This window comes from Proteus sp. ZN5, assembly GCF_011046025.1.
In the GTDB taxonomy this organism is placed as follows: Bacteria; Pseudomonadota; Gammaproteobacteria; order Enterobacterales; family Enterobacteriaceae; genus Proteus.
This window is the reverse complement of record NZ_CP047639.1, coordinates 2532665-2550477: the sequence shown is the minus strand read 5'-3', so window position 1 is coordinate 2550477 and position 17813 is coordinate 2532665. Positions and strand designations below refer to the sequence as shown.

23 protein-coding genes are annotated in these 17813 nt (G+C 35.4%); 12 read left to right on the top strand and 11 right to left on the bottom strand.

Translation table 11 applies throughout. The annotated features are described in order from the left end of the window. Positions 1 to 91: 91 nt before the first annotated feature. The 5 genes from GTK47_RS11715 (at position 92) to GTK47_RS11695 (ending at position 4845) form a co-directional block, all read left to right on the top strand. Positions 92 to 1426 (top strand): cytochrome ubiquinol oxidase subunit I, encoded by a 1335-nt coding sequence (locus GTK47_RS11715; protein WP_075670967.1) that lies wholly within the window; start codon positions 92 to 94, stop codon positions 1424 to 1426. Further along, entirely contained in the window at positions 1416 to 2423 is a 1008-nt protein-coding gene (cydB, locus tag GTK47_RS11710) for a cytochrome d ubiquinol oxidase subunit II (protein ID WP_165123363.1), read from the top strand. The genes GTK47_RS11715 and cydB overlap by 11 nt, the downstream gene beginning before the upstream one ends. After that, positions 2404 to 2565 (top strand): DUF2474 domain-containing protein, encoded by a 162-nt coding sequence (locus GTK47_RS11705; protein ID WP_109372179.1) that lies wholly within the window; start codon positions 2404 to 2406, stop codon positions 2563 to 2565. Before cydB ends, GTK47_RS11705 begins: the two co-directional genes overlap by 20 nt. A 659-nt stretch (positions 2566 to 3224) precedes the next feature. Next, positions 3225 to 3608: a DUF805 domain-containing protein gene (locus GTK47_RS11700; RefSeq protein ID WP_165123361.1), complete on the top strand. Its 384-nt coding sequence runs from the start codon at positions 3225 to 3227 to the stop codon at positions 3606 to 3608. Positions 3609 to 3999: 391 nt separating this feature from the next. Beyond that, positions 4000 to 4845, top strand: a complete 846-nt coding sequence (locus GTK47_RS11695; protein WP_165123359.1) for a siderophore-interacting protein — start codon at positions 4000 to 4002, stop codon at positions 4843 to 4845. Positions 4846 to 4946: 101 nt separating this feature from the next. On the opposite strand, the gene phoH is transcribed toward GTK47_RS11695, so the two are convergent. Further along, positions 4947 to 5732 (bottom strand): phosphate starvation-inducible protein PhoH, encoded by a 786-nt coding sequence (gene phoH, locus GTK47_RS11690; RefSeq protein ID WP_165123358.1) that lies wholly within the window; start codon positions 5730 to 5732, stop codon positions 4947 to 4949. Between the two features lie 350 nt (positions 5733 to 6082). Between phoH and GTK47_RS11685 the strand changes: the two genes are divergently transcribed. Further along, positions 6083 to 6526, top strand: a complete 444-nt coding sequence (locus tag GTK47_RS11685; RefSeq protein WP_165123356.1) for an isoprenylcysteine carboxylmethyltransferase family protein — start codon at positions 6083 to 6085, stop codon at positions 6524 to 6526. A 15-nt stretch (positions 6527 to 6541) separates the two neighbouring features. Here the strand turns inward: GTK47_RS11685 and GTK47_RS11680 are convergent, their stop codons facing one another. Next, a complete protein-coding gene (locus GTK47_RS11680) occupies positions 6542 to 7525 on the bottom strand; it encodes an endonuclease (RefSeq protein WP_165123354.1) in 984 nt (327 codons plus the stop codon). A 253-nt stretch (positions 7526 to 7778) separates the two neighbouring features. Here GTK47_RS11680 and GTK47_RS11675 point away from each other — a divergent pair, with 253 nt between their 5' ends. Beyond that, positions 7779 to 7961: a hypothetical protein gene (locus GTK47_RS11675; protein ID WP_036912881.1), complete on the top strand. Its 183-nt coding sequence runs from the start codon at positions 7779 to 7781 to the stop codon at positions 7959 to 7961. A gap of 4 nt (positions 7962 to 7965) precedes the next feature. Here GTK47_RS11675 and GTK47_RS11670 read toward each other — a convergent pair whose 3' ends face one another. The 7 genes from GTK47_RS11670 to GTK47_RS11640 form a co-directional block, all read right to left on the bottom strand. Further along, positions 7966 to 8439, bottom strand: coding sequence for a threonine/serine exporter (locus tag GTK47_RS11670; protein WP_206535851.1), 474 nt, complete (start codon positions 8437 to 8439; stop codon positions 7966 to 7968). Continuing rightward, the gene (locus tag GTK47_RS11665) at positions 8430 to 9233 is read right to left on the bottom strand and encodes a threonine/serine exporter ThrE family protein (RefSeq protein WP_088495399.1); all 804 of its coding nucleotides are present in this window, start codon (positions 9231 to 9233) and stop codon (positions 8430 to 8432) included. Before GTK47_RS11665 ends, GTK47_RS11670 begins: the two co-directional genes overlap by 10 nt. 300 nt (positions 9234 to 9533) lie before the next feature. Continuing rightward, on the bottom strand, positions 9534 to 9947 hold the full coding sequence (locus GTK47_RS11660) for a hypothetical protein (protein WP_165123350.1): 414 nt from the start codon (positions 9945 to 9947) through the stop codon (positions 9534 to 9536). A gap of 209 nt (positions 9948 to 10156) precedes the next feature. Continuing rightward, complete coding sequence (locus GTK47_RS11655; protein WP_098942597.1) at positions 10157 to 10594, bottom strand: universal stress protein; 438 nt, start codon at positions 10592 to 10594, stop codon at positions 10157 to 10159. 66 nt (positions 10595 to 10660) lie between these two features. Beyond that, positions 10661 to 10999 carry a hypothetical protein gene (locus tag GTK47_RS11650; RefSeq protein ID WP_165123348.1) on the bottom strand — a complete coding sequence of 113 codons (339 nt, stop codon included), beginning with the start codon at positions 10997 to 10999 and terminating at the stop codon, positions 10661 to 10663. Between the two features lie 118 nt (positions 11000 to 11117). Continuing rightward, entirely contained in the window at positions 11118 to 11546 is a 429-nt protein-coding gene (locus GTK47_RS11645; RefSeq protein ID WP_075674297.1) for a universal stress protein, read from the bottom strand. Positions 11547 to 11688: 142 nt separating this feature from the next. Further along, positions 11689 to 12573 carry an NAD(P)H-hydrate dehydratase gene (locus GTK47_RS11640; protein ID WP_165123345.1) on the bottom strand — a complete coding sequence of 295 codons (885 nt, stop codon included), beginning with the start codon at positions 12571 to 12573 and terminating at the stop codon, positions 11689 to 11691. A gap of 275 nt (positions 12574 to 12848) precedes the next feature. Here GTK47_RS11640 and GTK47_RS11635 point away from each other — a divergent pair, with 275 nt between their 5' ends. From GTK47_RS11635 to GTK47_RS11620, 4 genes are all read left to right on the top strand, one after another. Further along, complete coding sequence (locus GTK47_RS11635) at positions 12849 to 13073, top strand: DUF2594 family protein (RefSeq protein ID WP_277603167.1); 225 nt, start codon at positions 12849 to 12851, stop codon at positions 13071 to 13073. Positions 13074 to 13820: 747 nt separating this feature from the next. Continuing rightward, complete coding sequence (locus GTK47_RS11630; protein WP_165123341.1) at positions 13821 to 14183, top strand: hypothetical protein; 363 nt, start codon at positions 13821 to 13823, stop codon at positions 14181 to 14183. Between the two features lie 346 nt (positions 14184 to 14529). After that, positions 14530 to 15507, top strand: a complete 978-nt coding sequence (gene hemB / locus GTK47_RS11625; protein ID WP_072064069.1) for a porphobilinogen synthase — start codon at positions 14530 to 14532, stop codon at positions 15505 to 15507. Positions 15508 to 15616: 109 nt separating this feature from the next. Then, positions 15617 to 16081 (top strand): HIT family protein, encoded by a 465-nt coding sequence (locus GTK47_RS11620; RefSeq protein ID WP_109393889.1) that lies wholly within the window; start codon positions 15617 to 15619, stop codon positions 16079 to 16081. Between the two features lie 103 nt (positions 16082 to 16184). On the opposite strand, the gene GTK47_RS11615 is transcribed toward GTK47_RS11620, so the two are convergent. Then, positions 16185 to 16529: a phosphotyrosine protein phosphatase gene (locus tag GTK47_RS11615; RefSeq protein WP_109393890.1), complete on the bottom strand. Its 345-nt coding sequence runs from the start codon at positions 16527 to 16529 to the stop codon at positions 16185 to 16187. Between the two features lie 2 nt (positions 16530 to 16531). Further along, a complete protein-coding gene (locus tag GTK47_RS11610; RefSeq protein WP_036912865.1) occupies positions 16532 to 16750 on the bottom strand; it encodes a hypothetical protein in 219 nt (72 codons plus the stop codon). A gap of 294 nt (positions 16751 to 17044) precedes the next feature. On the opposite strand from GTK47_RS11610, the gene GTK47_RS11605 reads away from it, so the two are divergent. Next, a complete protein-coding gene (locus GTK47_RS11605) occupies positions 17045 to 17785 on the top strand; it encodes a hypothetical protein (protein ID WP_165123339.1) in 741 nt (246 codons plus the stop codon). The last annotated feature ends 28 nt before the right edge of the window (positions 17786 to 17813 follow it).

Here is a 17813-nt window from a genome sequence, read left to right as displayed (position 1 = left end):
TGTCACTATTATAGCTTACTGTCATATGGTCTACTAATCCACACGATTTACCTGCAATTTACATTTTTATATCAATATAACGAGGTTTTTTATGCTTGGGTTAAGTGCCTTTGATTTGGCGCGTATCCAGTTTGCGTTCACAGTTTCTTTTCATATTATCTTCCCTGCAATTACTATTGGACTGGCTAGCTTTTTAGCCGTATTGGAAGGTTTATGGTTAAAAACTCGCAATAAGGATTATTTAGCGCTATTCCATTTTTGGTCAAAAATATTCGCTGTTAACTTTGCTATGGGCGTTGTCTCTGGTTTGGTCATGGCCTATCAATTCGGAACCAACTGGAGCTTTTTCTCTGATTTTGCGGGCTCAATTACAGGTCCTCTACTCACTTATGAAGTTCTTACCGCTTTCTTCTTAGAAGCTGGTTTCTTAGGTGTGATGCTATTTGGCTGGAATAAAGTAGGCGAAAAACTTCACTTTTTCGCAACCTGTATGGTGGCATTAGGTACATTAATGTCTACGTTTTGGATCTTGGCTTCAAATAGCTGGATGCAAACACCACAAGGGTTTGAAATTATAAATAACCAAGTTGTTCCCGTAGATTGGCTCGCGGTTATTTTCAACCCATCATTCCCTTATCGCCTCGCTCATATGGGTGTTGCAGCTTTCCTTGCTTCAGCCTTCTTTATTGCTGCATCTGCCTCATGGCATCTACTCAAAGGCCATAAAACATCCGCTATGAAAAAGATGCTTTCAATGTCGTTGTGGATGATTTTAATTTTAGCACCAATTCAAGCACTCATTGGTGATGTCCATGGTTTAAATACCTTAAAACATCAACCCGCTAAAATTGCCGCGATTGAAGGTCACTGGGAAAATGAACCGGGAGAAGCAACGCCGTTAATTCTCTTTGGTATGCCAGATATGGATGCTGAAGAAACAAAATATAAGATAGAAATTCCTTATCTTGGCAGCATGATCTTAACCCACAGCTTAGAAAAACAAGTCCCTGCATTAAAAGAGTTTCCTAAGGAAGACCGACCTAATTCACTTATTGTTTTCTGGTCTTTCCGCATCATGGTTGGCCTTGGCATGTTAATGATTTTAGTCGGTGTTTGGGGAACGTGGCTACGATATAAAAAGAAACTTTATGAATCTAAAGCTTTCTTACGCTTAACTTTCTTAATGGCACCTTCAGGACTTATCGCTATTCTCGCTGGTTGGTTTACAACCGAAGTAGGACGTCAACCTTGGGTTGTTTATGGCATACAGCGAACAAGAGATGCCGTATCTGCACACGGCGAAATGCATATGAGTATAAGCTTGCTGATCTTCTTAGTTGTTTATAGCTCTGTATTCGGTGTTGGATATGCCTATATGTTAAAACTGATCCGCAAAGGTACACCGGAGGTTCATCATGGGAATTGATTTACCAGTAATTTGGTTCATCATCATCGTATTTAGTACTTTAATGTATATCGTGATGGATGGTTTCGATCTTGGTATCGGTATGCTCTATCCATTTATTAAAAGTGACCAGGATCGTGACTTAATGATGAATACCGTTGCTCCGGTGTGGGACGGCAACGAAACATGGTTAGTTTTAGGCGGGGCCGCATTATTTGGTGCATTCCCATTGGCTTACGCGGTTATTCTTGATGCTTTAGCAATGCCTCTAACATTAATGCTTGTCGCTTTAATTTTTCGTGGTGTCGCGTTTGAATTTCGTTTTAAAGCCGATGACAATCACAAAGGTTTTTGGGATAAATCATTTATCTTTGGATCTATCTTAGCCACTTTTATGCAAGGCGTTGTCGTTGGTAGCGTAGTTCAAGGTTTACCGGTTGTTAATCGTGCTTTTGCTGGTAGCTATTTTGACTGGTTATCCCCTTTTGCACTCTTTTGTGGACTTGGATTAGTTATCGCCTATTCATTATTAGGATGTGGCTGGCTAATTATGAAAACCGACGGTCATTTGCAACAGAGTCTATATAAAGTTGCTAAACCACTAACACTCGTTATGCTTGCGGTTATTGCTGTCATCAGTGTATGGACACCATTAGCACAACCTGCGATTGCTGAACGTTGGTTTACATTACCTAATCTGTTCTTCTTTTTACCTGTTCCCCTTTTAGTGTTGTACAGTGCTTGGTTAATTTTACGTTCAGTGAAAAAACAAGGACATTACCTTCCTTTCTTTGGTGCACTAGCTTTAATTTTCTTAGGTTTTGCAGGATTGGGGATAAGTATTTGGCCTAACATTATTCCACCTGCAATTAGTTTTGTAGAAGCTTCTGCACCACCAGAAAGCCAAGGTTTCATGCTCGTTGGTGCGCTGTTTATTATTCCAATTATTCTCGTTTACACATTCTGGAGTTATTACGTTTTCAGAGGAAAAACAAATTATGAAGAAGGTTATCACTGATCCACAAATACAAAGCAAACCCTCATTATTAAAAAAATGGGGATGGTTGATTACTATTTGGTTTTGTAGCGTTTTAGCCTTATTCGCTGTTTCTTCCCTCTTTCGTTTTTTAATGACGTTAGCTGGAATGAAAGTCAAGTAAAGGCAAAGTACATACAGCAATATAATTAACTAGCGCCAAATACGGCAAGCTATAGAATAAAAGTAAAGAAAGGGCTGAAGTTATCTTCAGCCCTTTTGTTTAAAATAGTAGGTTACTGTTTAATGTTATTAAAGTTTATCTATTTTTATTAGATGCTCTTTTAACAGCTAATTTTATATAAATTACTTTTTTTATAAAAAAATGGAAAAATAAATATTCTTATTCTTCTATGATTAACTAAATTTAAATCAAACTCTTTGATAATATAACTTCAAATACATCATTTTTGATTAATGGTAAGAGATAAAATCTTTTTTATGCATTTATTACGATAAAAAAAGATATAAACAATCCTATAAAAAACCATCTTCTCTAGAAATAAGATAGAATGAATGTTGAATTAAGCTTCCAAAGTAATTATGATATCGCCGCCTAGAGGGTTTATATCTGTATTATTCTATTAAAGACACGTCAAATGAGTCATTTAGATATGCCCAGATGATTAATTCAAGAATTGAATCCCACCCTATTAAAAGTATGGGTAATGGATAATCTGTGTTCAAAATACATATTTCGATAATTTAGAATTATCTTAATTGCTAAGAAAGATCACTTACACTAGGCTTACTTATCGTTGCTACTAAATTAAGGATGAAGTCATGAATTGGTATTTGGAAGTCATTAAAAATAATTACGCTAACTTTTCAGGCCGTGCTCGTAGAAAAGAATATTGGATGTTTACTCTGGTAAATACCATTATTATTACTGTGTTATACGCTATTTTAATGTCATCAATAGATATGTATACAGGTGAAATGAGTTCACTAGGTTCAATTGCAGGTATTATTATTGGTATTTATTCTTTAGCAATTATCGTACCTAGCCTTGCAGTCACTATTCGTCGTTTTCACGATCAAGATAAATCAGGTTGGATGTTCTTACTTGCATTTATTCCTGCTGTTGGTGGATTAATTGTTTTTGTCTTTATGTGCCTTGAAGGTACTAAAGGTGACAACAGATTCGGCCCAGATCCTAAAGCTTAATCTATTGCTGAATTAATATGACAATACAGTGAGTGTATAACTATTTAGTTTACTCACTGTATTAATTGATTTTCCTACCTTTGCTATAACCATCTAAAATCGTTTCTTTCTTTAAAGAGAATAACATCAATACATCCCGCTCCCTCATTACACTTTAATCTTTTTTTTATCTCTAACTTTTCTAGTTAATACCATCAAATTATTACGCCATGCTTATTGCATTGATCTTTAAGTTTTTTTCATTGTTAGTTTGAACCTAATCACACTCTATAAGTAAAAAATACGCATTCCTTTACTAAATCAATGTTAATGTTGATAATGACTATCATTATTAATTGAAAATGATAATATCTACGTCGATAAAATAATTAAATGAGTCAGGTAAAAAAACGTGAGTAACCAAAAAACACCTCAAGAAAAAAATATTTATAAACCAGCGCCTCCTCGCCTAGTTCAAGTAAAACGTATTACTGATGTTACACCAGGAATGCGCTGTATCACCTTTACGAGTGATGATTTAGATACTTACCCAGCAGGTACTGCCGGAGCACATTTAAAGATATTCTTACCTTTAGAAGGCCAAGTTAAACCTACCGTACCGGGTTTTTCTGAAAAAGGCCCGAAATGGCCCGAAGGCGAACCAAGATCGATCGTACGTACTTATAGTGTTCGTGCTATTCGTCCTGAGCAAAAAGAATTAGATATTGAATTTGCCGTACATGACGATGCAGGCCCAGCTATTCATTTCGCGCTAAATGCTAAGCAAGGCGACTATATTGGGATCACTAATCCGGGTGGCCCAGATCCTTTATTAGCACCTGCATCACATTACTATATGGCAGCTGACCCAAGTTCATTACCTGCTTTAATGGCTTTAATTGAAAGCATGCAGCCTAATGTCCAAGGAAAAGTTGTTATACGAGTAGAAGACGAAACACATCGCCAAGAAATTAAACATCCTAGCGGCTTAGAGATAATCTGGTTGATTGGCTCAGTTGAAGAACAAACCCAAAACTTAATTAATAAATTTATGTCATGGGAATTACCTGCTGAAGATGTGGCATTTTGGATTGCAGGTGAAGACAAAATTATTCGTGCATTAAGACGCCATATTCGCCGTGATAACGGTTACGATCGTAGTTTGATTTATGCCATTCCTTATTGGCGTTTTGGTTATGACGAAGAAGGCTATCACGCTGAACGTCACCATGTTATGGATAACGAAGACGTAAGCTGAGTGATAAATTAAAGATCAGGCGTTGGCTGTACAGGCTGCATATTAACTTCCTCAATAATATGCAGCCTTTTTTATTTTATACAAAAATTCCTACTCTCTATTTAATCATTATAAGCAGCTAATACATGCTGACATAATGCAGAGCGCACACAATCTTCCTGCATAAATTTAATCACGCCCACTCGATTATTAGCTTCAAATCGAATTAGTGCATCCGCTAATCCAGACGGTACATTAGCGGATAAATCACACTGGGTAATATCACCATTAACCACAACGGTGACATTTTCGCCCATTCTGGTTAGAAATAATTTCATTTGATTTACCGTAACATTTTGCGCTTCATCTAAAATAACAAATGCATTCTCAAAAGTACGCCCTCGCATATAAGCGAAAGGTGCAATTTCAACTTTGCCGATTTCAGGTCGTAAACAATATTGTAAAAATGAAGCACCTAAGCGTTTCACTAATACGTCATAGACAGGACGAAAATACGGTGCGAATTTTTCAGCAATATCACCAGGTAAGAAACCGAGATCTTCATCTGCCTGCAATACAGGCCGAGTAACAATAATACGTTCTATTTCTTTATTAATTAAAGCATCGGCAGCCATTGCAGCACTAAGAAAGGTTTTGCCACAGCCAGCTTCTCCTGTGGCAAAAATAAGATTTTGATGTTTAATTGCATTCATATATTGGCGCTGTGCTTCGTTGCGAGGAGATAACACACGTTCATCGCGTTTTTCTCTCGCCATGCCAATGGTATCAATATCCCCAAATCCTGGTAAAACCATAACATTATCTCGATGTGCCCCATTACGTTGTTCTTTACGTGAGGTGCGTTTATTTTCTCGGCGTAAACGTGTTGCTGCTTTTTGTCTACTCATAGTGGTATTTACCCTTGTTAGTCTTCAAAAAGTCATCGACATCTCTGGTTGTATTCCATTCACTTACCGATGAGTCCCCTTTAGACTCTATTTAGTCGCAGAAAACAAAAAAACCGGTCACAAGCCTGAACATTAAACATCAATGAACGGTTGCTGCCGGTTTTCTGTGAGTAACGAGATATTTCCATTGCTTCTGTCATTCATATTCCCCATCATGGAGTTAGAGTGAAAATTAACGAAGCTTTATGACAGTATAATGACAAAAGAAAAATATTTTCAATACTGAGATAATTTATAACGAGATAGAGTTAACATAAAAATAACAATAAGTGTTATTTTAGGGGGAATAAATGAATTTCTTACGATTACCTTTTGTTTATTGGTTACTACTTAACCTAATTCCATTTATTAGTTTTGAACTCCACTCTGGCTCTCTTAAGATGGGTTTCTTTTTTTATCTCGGTTTACTCACCATTACAACTTCTGGGATCTGGCTTTTTTATTGCCTCTCCTTTTTTATTAAACAAAAAACATCTCCTAATCCTAATCACACACCTAGACAATTAGTAACAAGTGGTCCTTATAAGATAAGTCGTAATCCTATGTATCTCGGTTTTTTAGATATTAGTATTGGGCTATTTTTTATTTTTGGTAATTGGGGATTTTTAGGTGCGGCAATTGCGTTTTATTTTATTACAGATCGCTATACGATAGTACGTGAAGAAAAAATCTTAAGTGAATTATTTCCGCAAGCGTGGCAACAATATTGTCGCCACGTTCGTCGTTGGATGTAATCCAAATAATTACGATTAAGGCTGTTTACAATTATTCGCTAAACGGTAACCTGCCTTAATAGCCTCACTTTCTGTTTTAAAGAAAACGGCATTTTTATCTGCCATGGTTTTATAACCAGAGCAATGTGCAAAATGGTAGATTTTACTATTAACATTACCTTTAATATCTTCAGATTGTGATGTATTTACTTGTTTAGGCGTTTCAGTTTTAGCTTTAGTAGCTGGCGCACTATTTATTGCAGATAATCCAGCACCACTATTTTTATGTCCTAATTGCCACTTCACTTCACCCGTTACAAACGGATTATGATATCCAACAATATGAGCAATACGGTTATCACGCTCTTTTTCCCATGCAGTTGGTGGATAAGCATTATCCCAAGCCATTAATAACTGTTGTTGTTGACGTGACATAGAGAGGTTATAGCGGTCATGTAAGTAGAAATAAACCCTTGCTACTTGTCCTTTAACTTCATTACGAGGCTCAAAAGTACGTGACGCGAAGTCAACACGGCTACGGCATTGACCATATTGATAAGGCGCTTGTGCAGGTAATTGCCCAAAACTAAAATTGCTACGATCCCCGTTAACTTCACCAATAGATGGCGCTAAATTGTGTAAATCAGCTTCAATTTTTCCAAATACAGGATCGTTTTTCACACAATTAGTTCTGCCTCCATTTTGCCAACATTGGCGTTGATGACCAAAGACCCATGCAGGAACAATATGCTCCCATTCAATACGTTCTGCTCTTGTTTGTTGGGTTCTCACTTTATAACCACAACTGGCTAAATTAACACGTCCACCAGATTTACCAACCCATTCCCAATCACAACCACAATAAATAGTACCTTGTGACTTTTGATTTTGATCATAATAAATACGTTCTTTTGCTATCTCTTTCGCTTTTGTAAAATTCTCAGGGACCTGTGCTTGAACATTTAGCGTAATAAAAAACAAACCCAACACAACCGCGGTATAGTGTAATATTTTTCTCAAAGTGGTATCTGCCTTACTCTTTATTTTATTAAACCCAATAAGAATTATCTTTAATAACCAACTGATAATCTTATTTTTATTTAGCCTAATCTTACCTTTTTTTTATTTATTTTGGGCAATCTTTCTTGGTATTTTTTGTATAAAAAATAAAACAATAAGCGTGAATGGTGATAGAAAAAGCCGTTATTCTCGACATTAACGCAAAAGGGATTTGCTATGGTTTAGTCCATCAATGATTTGGAGAAATTTAAAAATGAATGAGAATATGCTGAATTTGATGGATGAATTAGTCGAGATAACAAAAAAACATGCGAATAACGAAGATGTTAAAGCGCATGCTAGTTTAGAATCTGAGAATAAATTACGAATTCAAATTATTATTTCTGACAAAAATGAACTGGATATTACATTAAACTCATTACAACACGCGATGTGAGTCATTATACACTCGGACGCTTGCGATATAACCATAAGCCTGGCAAGGATAGCCCGATAGAGAGCGCACCGACAATAAATGAAGCTTTAAGGAAATTAGTAACTAAAGCTTCAAAAATTTCCGCGCTATAACCAATTTGCGTTAACTTTACCACTGAGATCATCGCTATATATGCATTTATTCCGGGGAACATCGGAATAACCGCAGCAACAGTAAAGACTTTAGGGTGTGCAAGCCACCAGCGTGACCATTGAATACCAATGCAACCCACTAAAATGGCAGCACAAAAACTTGCCCATTCTATGTTCATACCGCTCATCACTAAAACAGTACGAGAGCCGTGTCCTATTGCACCTAATAGCGCACAATATTTTAATGCTCTTGAAGGCACATTAAATACCATCGCAAAACCCACAGCAGGAATAGCCGCTAAGACCATATCTTCAATCAAGGTGAGAAGTATCATTATTATGCCCAATCTCTTAACCCCCATACTGCCATAGCTAAAATAACCCCTAAACAGGTGGCTAAAGTTAACATTGTTGCCATTGCCCAACGCGCTAAGCCTGTATTAACATGTCCTTTAAACATATCAGCAACAGCATTAATTAAAGGAAATCCGGGAACCAATAATAAGACGCTGGCAGCCATTGAAATAGTCGCCGTCGTTTGAAAATAAGAGAGCTTTAATAATAGACCTGAGACTGAAGTTGCCACAAACGCAGTAATACAGAAATTAATTAATGGGTTCATTTGGCGATGTGTTAATGCTTGGCGAACAAACATACCAAGACCACCACCAATGGCAGAAACTAAAAAGCCATCCCAATTACCACCATTTAATTTAGAGAAACAGCCACAAGATAAGGCAACCATAAAAATAATCGCCCAACGTGGATAACGTAACGGTTTTATATGCTCAAAACGTTTTCTTGCTTCATGAATATCTGCAAGGTGATGTTCAACCAAAATAACAATATGCTGAACTTCTGTCACAACATGCATATTAATACCGCGATCGACAATCTTACGTGTTGAAGTTTGGCAATGCCCATTAACAATGGTGGTTAATACCACTGCATTAGCAGAAATTGCACTCTCAACTTGATGTACACCTAAAGCTAAACCTAGACGGGTTGAAAGCTGTTCAACCAGCATACTTTCTGCGCCATGTTGCAATAGCAACAATGCAGTTTGAATACATAACTTGGTAATTTCACGCTGTTTATCTTGTGAAATGGCAGTGCAATCCGCCATTATCTCATTATCCATACTATGCCTTAGTTTTAATCAAAAACGAGCCACTGCTAATATAAAGTTTATCAGCATAGCTCGTTTCTCGCTCTATTATCTTTCAATACTATTATGAACAAATAAAATATTTAAGGCTGTAGGTAGATCAATGTTATAGATGGATGGTCATAAATATTGTTATAGAAAGTACAGTGCAAGAATTAAATATCCGATCCTTTTTTAACTCGCATCGTCAAATAGCAATCACTGTTTTAATAAAAAAGCACTCATACAAGTGCTTTATAAACTAATTTAATTAAGATAATTAATAAGGTTTAATTACTTCACTAATTCATTAGCTTGGATATACGAATCATCCAGAGTTTCTGCAACAAATACAGAAACACCATAAACCGCAGAAATAACAGAAGAGAGTTGTACCAGTTGCTCTTTATCATTTTTTTGTGGATCAGCAGTCATTATCATACCTGCACAATATTCACTAAGAAGCGCTTTTCCCTCTTTAAGCCAACGCCTAACCGCCTTCATTCCTTCCATATCTTCTTTTTTATGCTCTTTGTCCTTCTTATTGATGGAAGGGTAAACCAAGACAAATTTTCTTTTCTCGTTTAGCACAATATCCATTTCAGCAGTCCAATTATTGGCATCTTCCAGTGTTTCTGGAAATATTTTCATCGTAATAACAGGAAATTGCTCAATACCCATAACGGTAAAAGTTTTATTATTCAACATAATACTCATCTCTAATTAATAACAATCTCTCACTTTAGAATGACTATCATTCTCAATCAATAAAGATCCGAGTATTAAAAATAAAACCGCATTAATAAACAATCGCACTCATATATCAATTTAAAATGGCAATGCTTAAATTTAAAAATAAAAAACCCCTAAATCGAGATCTAGGGGTTGCATACTATTTACTAACTTTTATAAAAATTTTAGCGAACAACTAGAACAGATTGCTTAGCATAAGCAACAATACCTGATGCATTTGAACCCAATAGGTGTGTTGAAATACTTGGGCGGCGAGAACCGATTACAATCAAATCAGCATGAATTTTTTCAGCGAGCTCTAAAACTTTATCTCTTGCAGAACCAAATACGGCTGAAAATTCAACTTGTTCATTTGGCAAATCAATACCATCAGCTAATTCTTGCAGTTGTTCTTGTACACGCTCAAGTGCTTTGTTTGCAAAAGAACTGAGCATGTCATAATGGTAGCTATAACTAATAGAGAAACGTGAAATATCAGGAATGGCATGGAAAAGATGCAGTTTTGCGCCTTCTAATTTGGCAATATAAACAGCGTGTTGTAAGGCTTTCGTCGTTAACTCATCTTCTGAAATATCAACAGGTACTAGAATTGTCTTGTACATAGCAACTCCTCATTATCAGATTATTGTCTGTTTATTATTGTAGCGTTAAACCCACAGCTTGCTTATTTAATCTTCCTCAAGATGCCATTTATGCAATTGTCGATGAATAAAAGGTGTCACTACAAGCCCAATTGATAAAATAAAAACACACTGAAGAAATAAACCATAAATTGCAATAAAAAAGCGCCCTGTTGGGGTTGCAGGTGCTGGCTCTACCGGTTGACCACTTAACATAGAGATTGCATTTAATGAAGACTCCATAAAGCTATGTCCTTCAATTAAATAAAACCCTAATACGCCGGGTAATAATCCTAAGAAAAAGAAAATAGAGCCTATTACATAATAGCGTAAGATGCGTAGAATAAAATGATCGAGCCTTAAAAGTTCTTCGGTAAATTTTTCCATTCTTATCCACTTTCTAGACTGTTTATTCGATAAACGGCTTATTGAATAAAGAAGATAAACTACGCAAAAAAACTAAAAAATATGCTATGAGGGATGCTCATAGCATATTAGTAATATATTAACGAACAACTAACACTGAAATTTCAGCATAACGAACAACACCCGCAGCCGTTGAGCCTAATAAATGAGTGCTGATATTAGGTCTACGAGAACCAATCACAATTAAGTCTGCATGAATATCTTTTGCTGTGACTAAAATTTCATCACGAGGTGAGCCAAAAGTAACCGTATAAGCGACCTTTTCAGCAGGCAAATCCACCGAATCTACCAACATTTGCATATCATTCTCTGCTTTCACTGTCGCTTTATCTTTAATTTCTGGATAACCCAATGAATATGCATTAATGATTGCTGAAGAGATAGGAAGAACATGAATTAAATGTAAATTAGCTCCCGTTTCTTTTGCTAAATACACAGCATGTCGTACCGCTTTACTGGTTAACTCTTCTTCTACAATATCAATAGGCACTAAAATCGTTTTATACATAATAACTCCTCTCAACTCTCCATTTGCCTTAATCCTATCGCAATAACCCAAAGATTACTGTGAGTGAATTAACTAAAAACAATCTAATCTTAATATAAACCTACTTTAATTATTAATACGTTAAGCTAAAAAATAAAAGTGATCATTCAAAATAGTTTGCATTATGCTGCTGTGTTAACGTCCATATTTGATTGCGAATATTTCGGATAGTATCAATCAATTCTGATGCCGTTAATCCTATTGGCCCAATACCTTTTTCGACTAAGATATCCGCTGCCATTCCATGTATCCAAACTGCACTTTTCACCGCATCAGACATTGTCATTCCTTGCGCTAAAAAACTACCCATAACACCTGTTAGCACATCACCACTCCCTGCGGTTGATAATCCACTATTACCGGTTGTATTAATCGTTAATTCCCCTTTCGGAGATGTCACTACAGTATTTTGACCTTTGATTATTGCCCAACAATGATAAAGCTTCGCAATTTCTTTAGCAGCTTCTTCTCTATTATTTTGAATATCATTTAGTGTGCAATTAAGCAAAATAGAAGCTTCTTTAGGGTGTGGTGTTAATACACAATGCTGATTTAGTGATAGTTCTGATTTTAATTTAGCCATTAACACTAATGCATCTGCATCAAAAACATAGGGTATATTTTCATTACGTTGCGCCAAAGCTATTGATAAGATCTCTTCAGAATTTGCAGATAATCCTAATCCACATCCAATAGCCCAAGCAGAAATATCTTGTTGATTCATCAATGTCAGTGCTGTTTTGAGCATAAGCTCTGGCGCACTATCAATAAAAGGAACAGGAAGTTGTGACTGAGCAAAACCAAGAAATACCTTTCCGCACCCTGCTTTCAATGCACTTTTACCGGCTAATACTATCGCGCCGCTCATTCCTTCAGCGCTACCTACAATGCCTAATGTGCCAAATGTTCCTTTATGTGTATTCCCTGACTTGCGTTGATAAAGTGCGGGATAATGAGTGATCGCGTGTAATAGTTGTTCTTCATTCATATTATTTTCCTTCCCTCCTTTTTCTGCATTTTTTCTTATTGCTGGCAATGGTTGCTGTACCACATCTGTTTGTATTAACGTTCAAAACATAACGTTCAAAGTATAGCGTGGTTTTAACAAATAAATGGGATCACTAACTATTTTGTCTCTTTATCATGCTAACAATTTCAATATGACAAAATGCTTTCATTATCACTATTCATACCTTGCTGAGACTTTGCTATTCTAATGACCTATCCTGATATGATTTATAAATTAAAGACAAAGGAACGTAGATAATGAACGAGAAGTTTAAAACACAAGCAGATGTGGAAACATTAGCAGAAGAAGTGGCTTGTTTAAAAACACTAGTCACCTATATGTTAAAAGCATTAGGTCAAGCAGATGCTGGGCGTATTATTTTAAATATTGAACGTGCTATTGCTGAAGTTGAGGACGAAAAACAAGCAGAAACATTCCGTAATACAATTAGCCAAATTAAGACAGCTTATCGTCAATAATATGTTTATTTTCGAATTGAGTACTCGCACATATTTTTATTCTATTTTCTAAACTTTTTGTGCTGCACAAATAAACAAAATTTAGTTTCAAACTTCCTATATACTCAATCTCGAAATAAACCATTCTTTATTCATTTAGCTACCCCTCTATCCTTGTAGAGGGGATTTTTTTCTCTTTTACCCTCTGAGTTTTTCTATTCAAATTATTTTCATATTATCCAATATGATAAAGCGTTTGTTTTATTTTCAGTGCTTTTATCTAATCGTCATTATCAAAAATTATTTTTGTTTAATATTTTTTATGTTATTTAGATTAAAGAATAAATTTAGAAGCGTTGCTATCATTAGTAATGCGAAAAAAAATTAACCTATTGAATACAATGCATTAAAGTTATCTTAATGTTAACTGATGATCACTTAATTCCTTTTTATTCTGATTTTTATATTTAAAACACAGATTTTGATATTTTTAACACAAATAAAAATCAACAATATAAAATGTAAATAAAGATAAATCCTAATATTATTATATTTTGAGTTGTTTTATTTATTCTGAATTGTGAAATTTTATTATGTGAAAAATGGCTAGCTTGTTGTCCCTAAACAAAATTATAACGAAGATATCTAAAAACAATAGGATTAAAAATATTTACTATTTATATTTTTACACTTATTCTGATTTATCGTCACTCCTGTTTATATGTTACACTCAATAAGTACGTACTAAAAAATAAACATGAGGCTAAAATGAAACCACTTCTCTTATCTCTGCTATTATTACCTGCTGTTGCTTTTGCTAACCCAACAAAAATGGCAGATGATTACTGCGATACCTTTAAAGATATCTCAATTAAAGCTTATGATACAAAAGATCCAGCAGAGAAAATTGCTAAAGATGCAGTAGCCTCTTTAAATGCAAAGAAATTTGATTTTGCGAAATTAGAAGCGACTGAAGCACAATTTACTGAAGGCACTATCGAAGTTGTTAATTCTTTACGTGACGCAAAAGCTGAAATTGGCTCTCGTGCAGAATTCCAAGAAGGCTTAACTCAAATTGTTGCCGCTTGTAAAATTCAAATGATTGCTGCATTAGAAGAGCAAAAGAAATAATCTTCTCATTAAAAAGTGAGTTGAAATCCATTTAAAGAGTAGAAATTATCCTGCTCTTTTTTATTTCCCCCCTCTCCATCACTTATTCTTTTTCCCTTTTTCTTTTTCTTTTGCTTTTGCTTTTGCTTTTTCTCTATACTCTAAATAATTCGAGGTGTAGCTAGGCGACAAGTGAATGAGTCGCTAGGAGCATACAATAGTATGTGACTAGTGCGAATGAATGAAGTCAACAACGCTACAACTTGAAGTATGACGAGTATCAATTATAGAGTATCTATCTATTGAAATTAAGGTTTATAATACCTCGGTAAATACTTGTTAGTACTGGCCATAAAAAGGAGATATTGTGAGCAACGAACAATCCATCCAGCGTTTAAGAAGACTACGCCAGTCCGAAAACCTGCGCGCGCTCTTTCAAGAAACAACATTAACTAAAAATGATCTCGCTCTACCTATATTCGTAGAAGAAGGGCTTGATGATTACCAACCTATTAAAAGTATGCCGGGTGTCGTTCGTATTCCTGAAAAGCGTCTTGCTTATGAAATTGAACGTATTGCAAAAGCAGGCATTAAAACTGTCATGACTTTTGGGGTATCGCATCACCTTGATGAAACAGGGAGTGATGCTTGGAAAAGTGATGGCTTAGTTTCTCGCATGTCTCGTATTTGTAAAGATGCAGTACCAGAAATGATTGTCATGTCTGATACCTGTTTTTGTGAATACACATCACATGGTCACTGTGGTGTTTTACATGGCGAACATGTTGATAATGATGAAACTATCTATAATTTAGGTCTTCAAGCTGTTGCTGCGGCACAAGCTGGCGCAGATTTTATCGCACCATCTGCTGCAATGGACGGCCAAGTCGCCGCTATTCGTGCAGCACTTGATAAAGCAGGATTTAGCGATACTGGTATTGTTTCTTATTCGACTAAATTTGCTTCAGCCTTATATGGTCCTTTCCGTGATGCAGCAGGCTCTCGCTTAATTGGTGATCGTAAGACGTATCAAATGAATCCAATGAACCGCCGTGAAGCGATCCGCGAATCATTAATTGATGAGCAAGAAGGCGCTGATATGCTGATGGTTAAACCTGCTGGTGCTTATTTAGATATTATTCGCGATGTACGTGAACGTACTTTATTACCTTTAGCGGCTTATCAAATCAGCGGTGAATATGCTCAAATTAAATTTGCAGCATTAGCCGGTGCAATCGATGAAGATCGTGTAGTAATGGAGACTTTAGGTTCAATTAAACGCGCTGGTGCAGATTTAATTCTATCTTACTTCGCACTGGATTTAGCTGAAAGAAACCTACTTTAACCATCTTATACTCTGAATAATTCAAGATGCAGCTAAATGGCAATTGCAATAATGCTCAGCTAACAACGCTGCAACTTGAAGTATAATGAGTACTTAATTATGAGGTTATATGGATAACTGTATTTTCTGTCAAATCGTTGCTGGAAAAGCACCTTGCCATAAAATTTGGGAAGACGAACACCACCTTGCTTTTCTTTCTATATTTCCGAATACCAAAGGCTTTACGGTTGTTATTCCTAAAAAACACTATCCAAGTTATGCCTTTGATCTCAGTGATGAAGCCTTAGCGTTGTTAGTGATTGCGACGAAAAAAGTGGCAAAAATCTTAGATAAAACATTTCCTGATGTTTCACGTTCAGGAATGTTTTTTGAAGGATTTGGTGTTGATCACGTTCATAGTAAACTTAGCCCAATGCATGGCACTGGTGATATGACAAAATGGGCACCTATTGAAAATAAGCAGAAGATTTTCTTTGATAAATATCCGGGTTATCTTTCATCTCACGATTTTGAACGAGCAAGTGATGAAGAGCTTGCACAACTTGCGGCACTGATCAGAAAAAATAACCAATAGTAAAAGCCCAACCTACTCTTTTTATACCTGCATAAAAATTTTAGATATAAAAAACGCCCAGTCTTATTTTAAGCTGAGCGTTTTTTTATCAAGATTAAAAACATTATTTAGTTGAAAGCTTTGCTTCCATTGGTAAATAAGGCTGAACTTTCTGTTCAAGGAGTTCAATTAATGCCGGATCGTTAAAACGATAATTATCAGGTATTCCCAATACATGCGCTTTTTTATAGCGCATAGTTGCAGGAAAATGTGCAGATAATCGATTTAAATGTTTAGATTCCATGACAAGCACTAAATCAGCCCATTTAAGTAATTCGTTATCAACCACACATTGCGCATCTTTACGCGTACCCGCCGAAAGTGTATTAATGCCTTCTCTATCTGCAAACAACAGTTCTGCGGTTGGGCTTCGCCATTGATTTTTACTGCAAATAAATAAGATATTCATCATTACTCACTATCAGATAACGCATTTAATCGGCGCTGACTACGAGAAATTCTTGGGTATTCAATTCCTAGTTGTGCAGCTCTGGTCATTTTAAGTGATCGAGTATATAAATTAGACCATTTTTTTTCTGGTTTAAACATCACTCGTGAACAACCCATTTCTTGATGTTTATTTTTGCGGTTAACACATTGACGCCAACCACGATCTCTTTGTGTAGACATAAAAACCTCTCAGATTAAAGGGATAGCAGCCGCAGTAATACGGAGAGGGTCTAACCATATGTATAATACATGATAGAAATAAAATTCTAAACTTAATAATAAAAGATGTCCTTTGCCTCTATACGCAATTATCCTTAATAATTAAGTAAGCCATATTATTTAATATACAGAAAAATAAAGCATTATACTGAATATTTAATATAAAGAGAGAATAATAAACTCATCAACCATAGTATTAAATAACCAACTAGTTTAATCTGTTATAATTGAATAAATTTAACTCGAGAATAAAAAATGAAAAAAATAACATTCTTCTTTTTAAGCTTATTAATTTTAAGCACAACTGGATGTGTCACAGGTGCTGTTTGGTATAGTAATCCTGTCGTAGATTCGGAGTACAAAAAACAGGCCAGTGTAAATGATAATATAGTAGGTGCTTTTGAGTATAAAAATCTCAAAGTTAAATATAACCAAAATAATGAAAACCTAGCACCTATTCAATTGCCAGGATCTGGGTATGGGTTCTTAGGTGAAAATTATATTTATATATTAACTCAAGGTGCTGATGAGTTAATGCAATTAAATGAAATCATTAAAACCATCCCATTGAAAGCATTTGATAATTCTGAAGGTATCATTAGATTAAAACTTACCCAAAAGAATGATAATGTCATTGAATTTAAAGAAAATTACCATGTTTACATCAGTAAAAAATTCGCATTAACTGACAAACAAACAGAAGTATTAAAAAATTTAGGATTTAAAGAAACACGTAATTCTGATGAAAGTTCATGGGTAAAAACAATACCTATCAAAGGATATGTCTTTCAGAAAGATGTTATGGAAATACCTGCGACATTGAAAGATAAATTAAACGAAAATTATAAAGTCGAACTATATACTTATGAAAAGAGCGATTCATTTAAACCGGGTAATTTAGCTAATAATATTATCATTACCCCGCTCACGCTTGTAGCAGATGTGATCGCTACTCCTGTGATTATGTTTGCCTTTTCGGATTATATTTGGCGATAAAAATTTGCTGATAATGGATCAGTTATTA

Excerpts from the sequence above, each read along its gene's own strand:
- GTK47_RS11715 (WP_075670967.1), top strand. The coding sequence starts at position 92 with ATGCTTGGGTTAAGTGCCTTTGATTTGGCGCGTATCCAGTTTGCGTTC.
- cydB (WP_165123363.1), top strand. The coding sequence starts at position 1,416 with ATGGGAATTGATTTACCAGTAATTTGGTTCATCATCATCGTATTTAGT.
- GTK47_RS11705 (WP_109372179.1), top strand. The coding sequence starts at position 2,404 with ATGAAGAAGGTTATCACTGATCCACAAATACAAAGCAAACCCTCATTA.
- GTK47_RS11700 (WP_165123361.1), top strand. The coding sequence starts at position 3,225 with ATGAATTGGTATTTGGAAGTCATTAAAAATAATTACGCTAACTTTTCA.
- phoH (WP_165123358.1), bottom strand. The coding sequence starts at position 5,732 with ATGAGTAGACAAAAAGCAGCAACACGTTTACGCCGAGAAAATAAACGC.
- GTK47_RS11685 (WP_165123356.1), top strand. The coding sequence starts at position 6,083 with ATGAATTTCTTACGATTACCTTTTGTTTATTGGTTACTACTTAACCTA.
- GTK47_RS11675 (WP_036912881.1), top strand. The coding sequence starts at position 7,779 with ATGAATGAGAATATGCTGAATTTGATGGATGAATTAGTCGAGATAACA.
- GTK47_RS11665 (WP_088495399.1), bottom strand. The coding sequence starts at position 9,233 with ATGGATAATGAGATAATGGCGGATTGCACTGCCATTTCACAAGATAAA.
- GTK47_RS11660 (WP_165123350.1), bottom strand. The coding sequence starts at position 9,947 with ATGTTGAATAATAAAACTTTTACCGTTATGGGTATTGAGCAATTTCCT.
- GTK47_RS11655 (WP_098942597.1), bottom strand. The coding sequence starts at position 10,594 with ATGTACAAGACAATTCTAGTACCTGTTGATATTTCAGAAGATGAGTTA.
- GTK47_RS11650 (WP_165123348.1), bottom strand. The coding sequence starts at position 10,999 with ATGGAAAAATTTACCGAAGAACTTTTAAGGCTCGATCATTTTATTCTA.
- GTK47_RS11645 (WP_075674297.1), bottom strand. The coding sequence starts at position 11,546 with ATGTATAAAACGATTTTAGTGCCTATTGATATTGTAGAAGAAGAGTTA.
- GTK47_RS11640 (WP_165123345.1), bottom strand. The coding sequence starts at position 12,573 with ATGAATGAAGAACAACTATTACACGCGATCACTCATTATCCCGCACTT.
- GTK47_RS11630 (WP_165123341.1), top strand. The coding sequence starts at position 13,821 with ATGAAACCACTTCTCTTATCTCTGCTATTATTACCTGCTGTTGCTTTT.
- GTK47_RS11620 (WP_109393889.1), top strand. The coding sequence starts at position 15,617 with ATGGATAACTGTATTTTCTGTCAAATCGTTGCTGGAAAAGCACCTTGC.
- GTK47_RS11615 (WP_109393890.1), bottom strand. The coding sequence starts at position 16,529 with ATGAATATCTTATTTATTTGCAGTAAAAATCAATGGCGAAGCCCAACC.
- GTK47_RS11610 (WP_036912865.1), bottom strand. The coding sequence starts at position 16,750 with ATGTCTACACAAAGAGATCGTGGTTGGCGTCAATGTGTTAACCGCAAA.
- GTK47_RS11605 (WP_165123339.1), top strand. The coding sequence starts at position 17,045 with ATGAAAAAAATAACATTCTTCTTTTTAAGCTTATTAATTTTAAGCACA.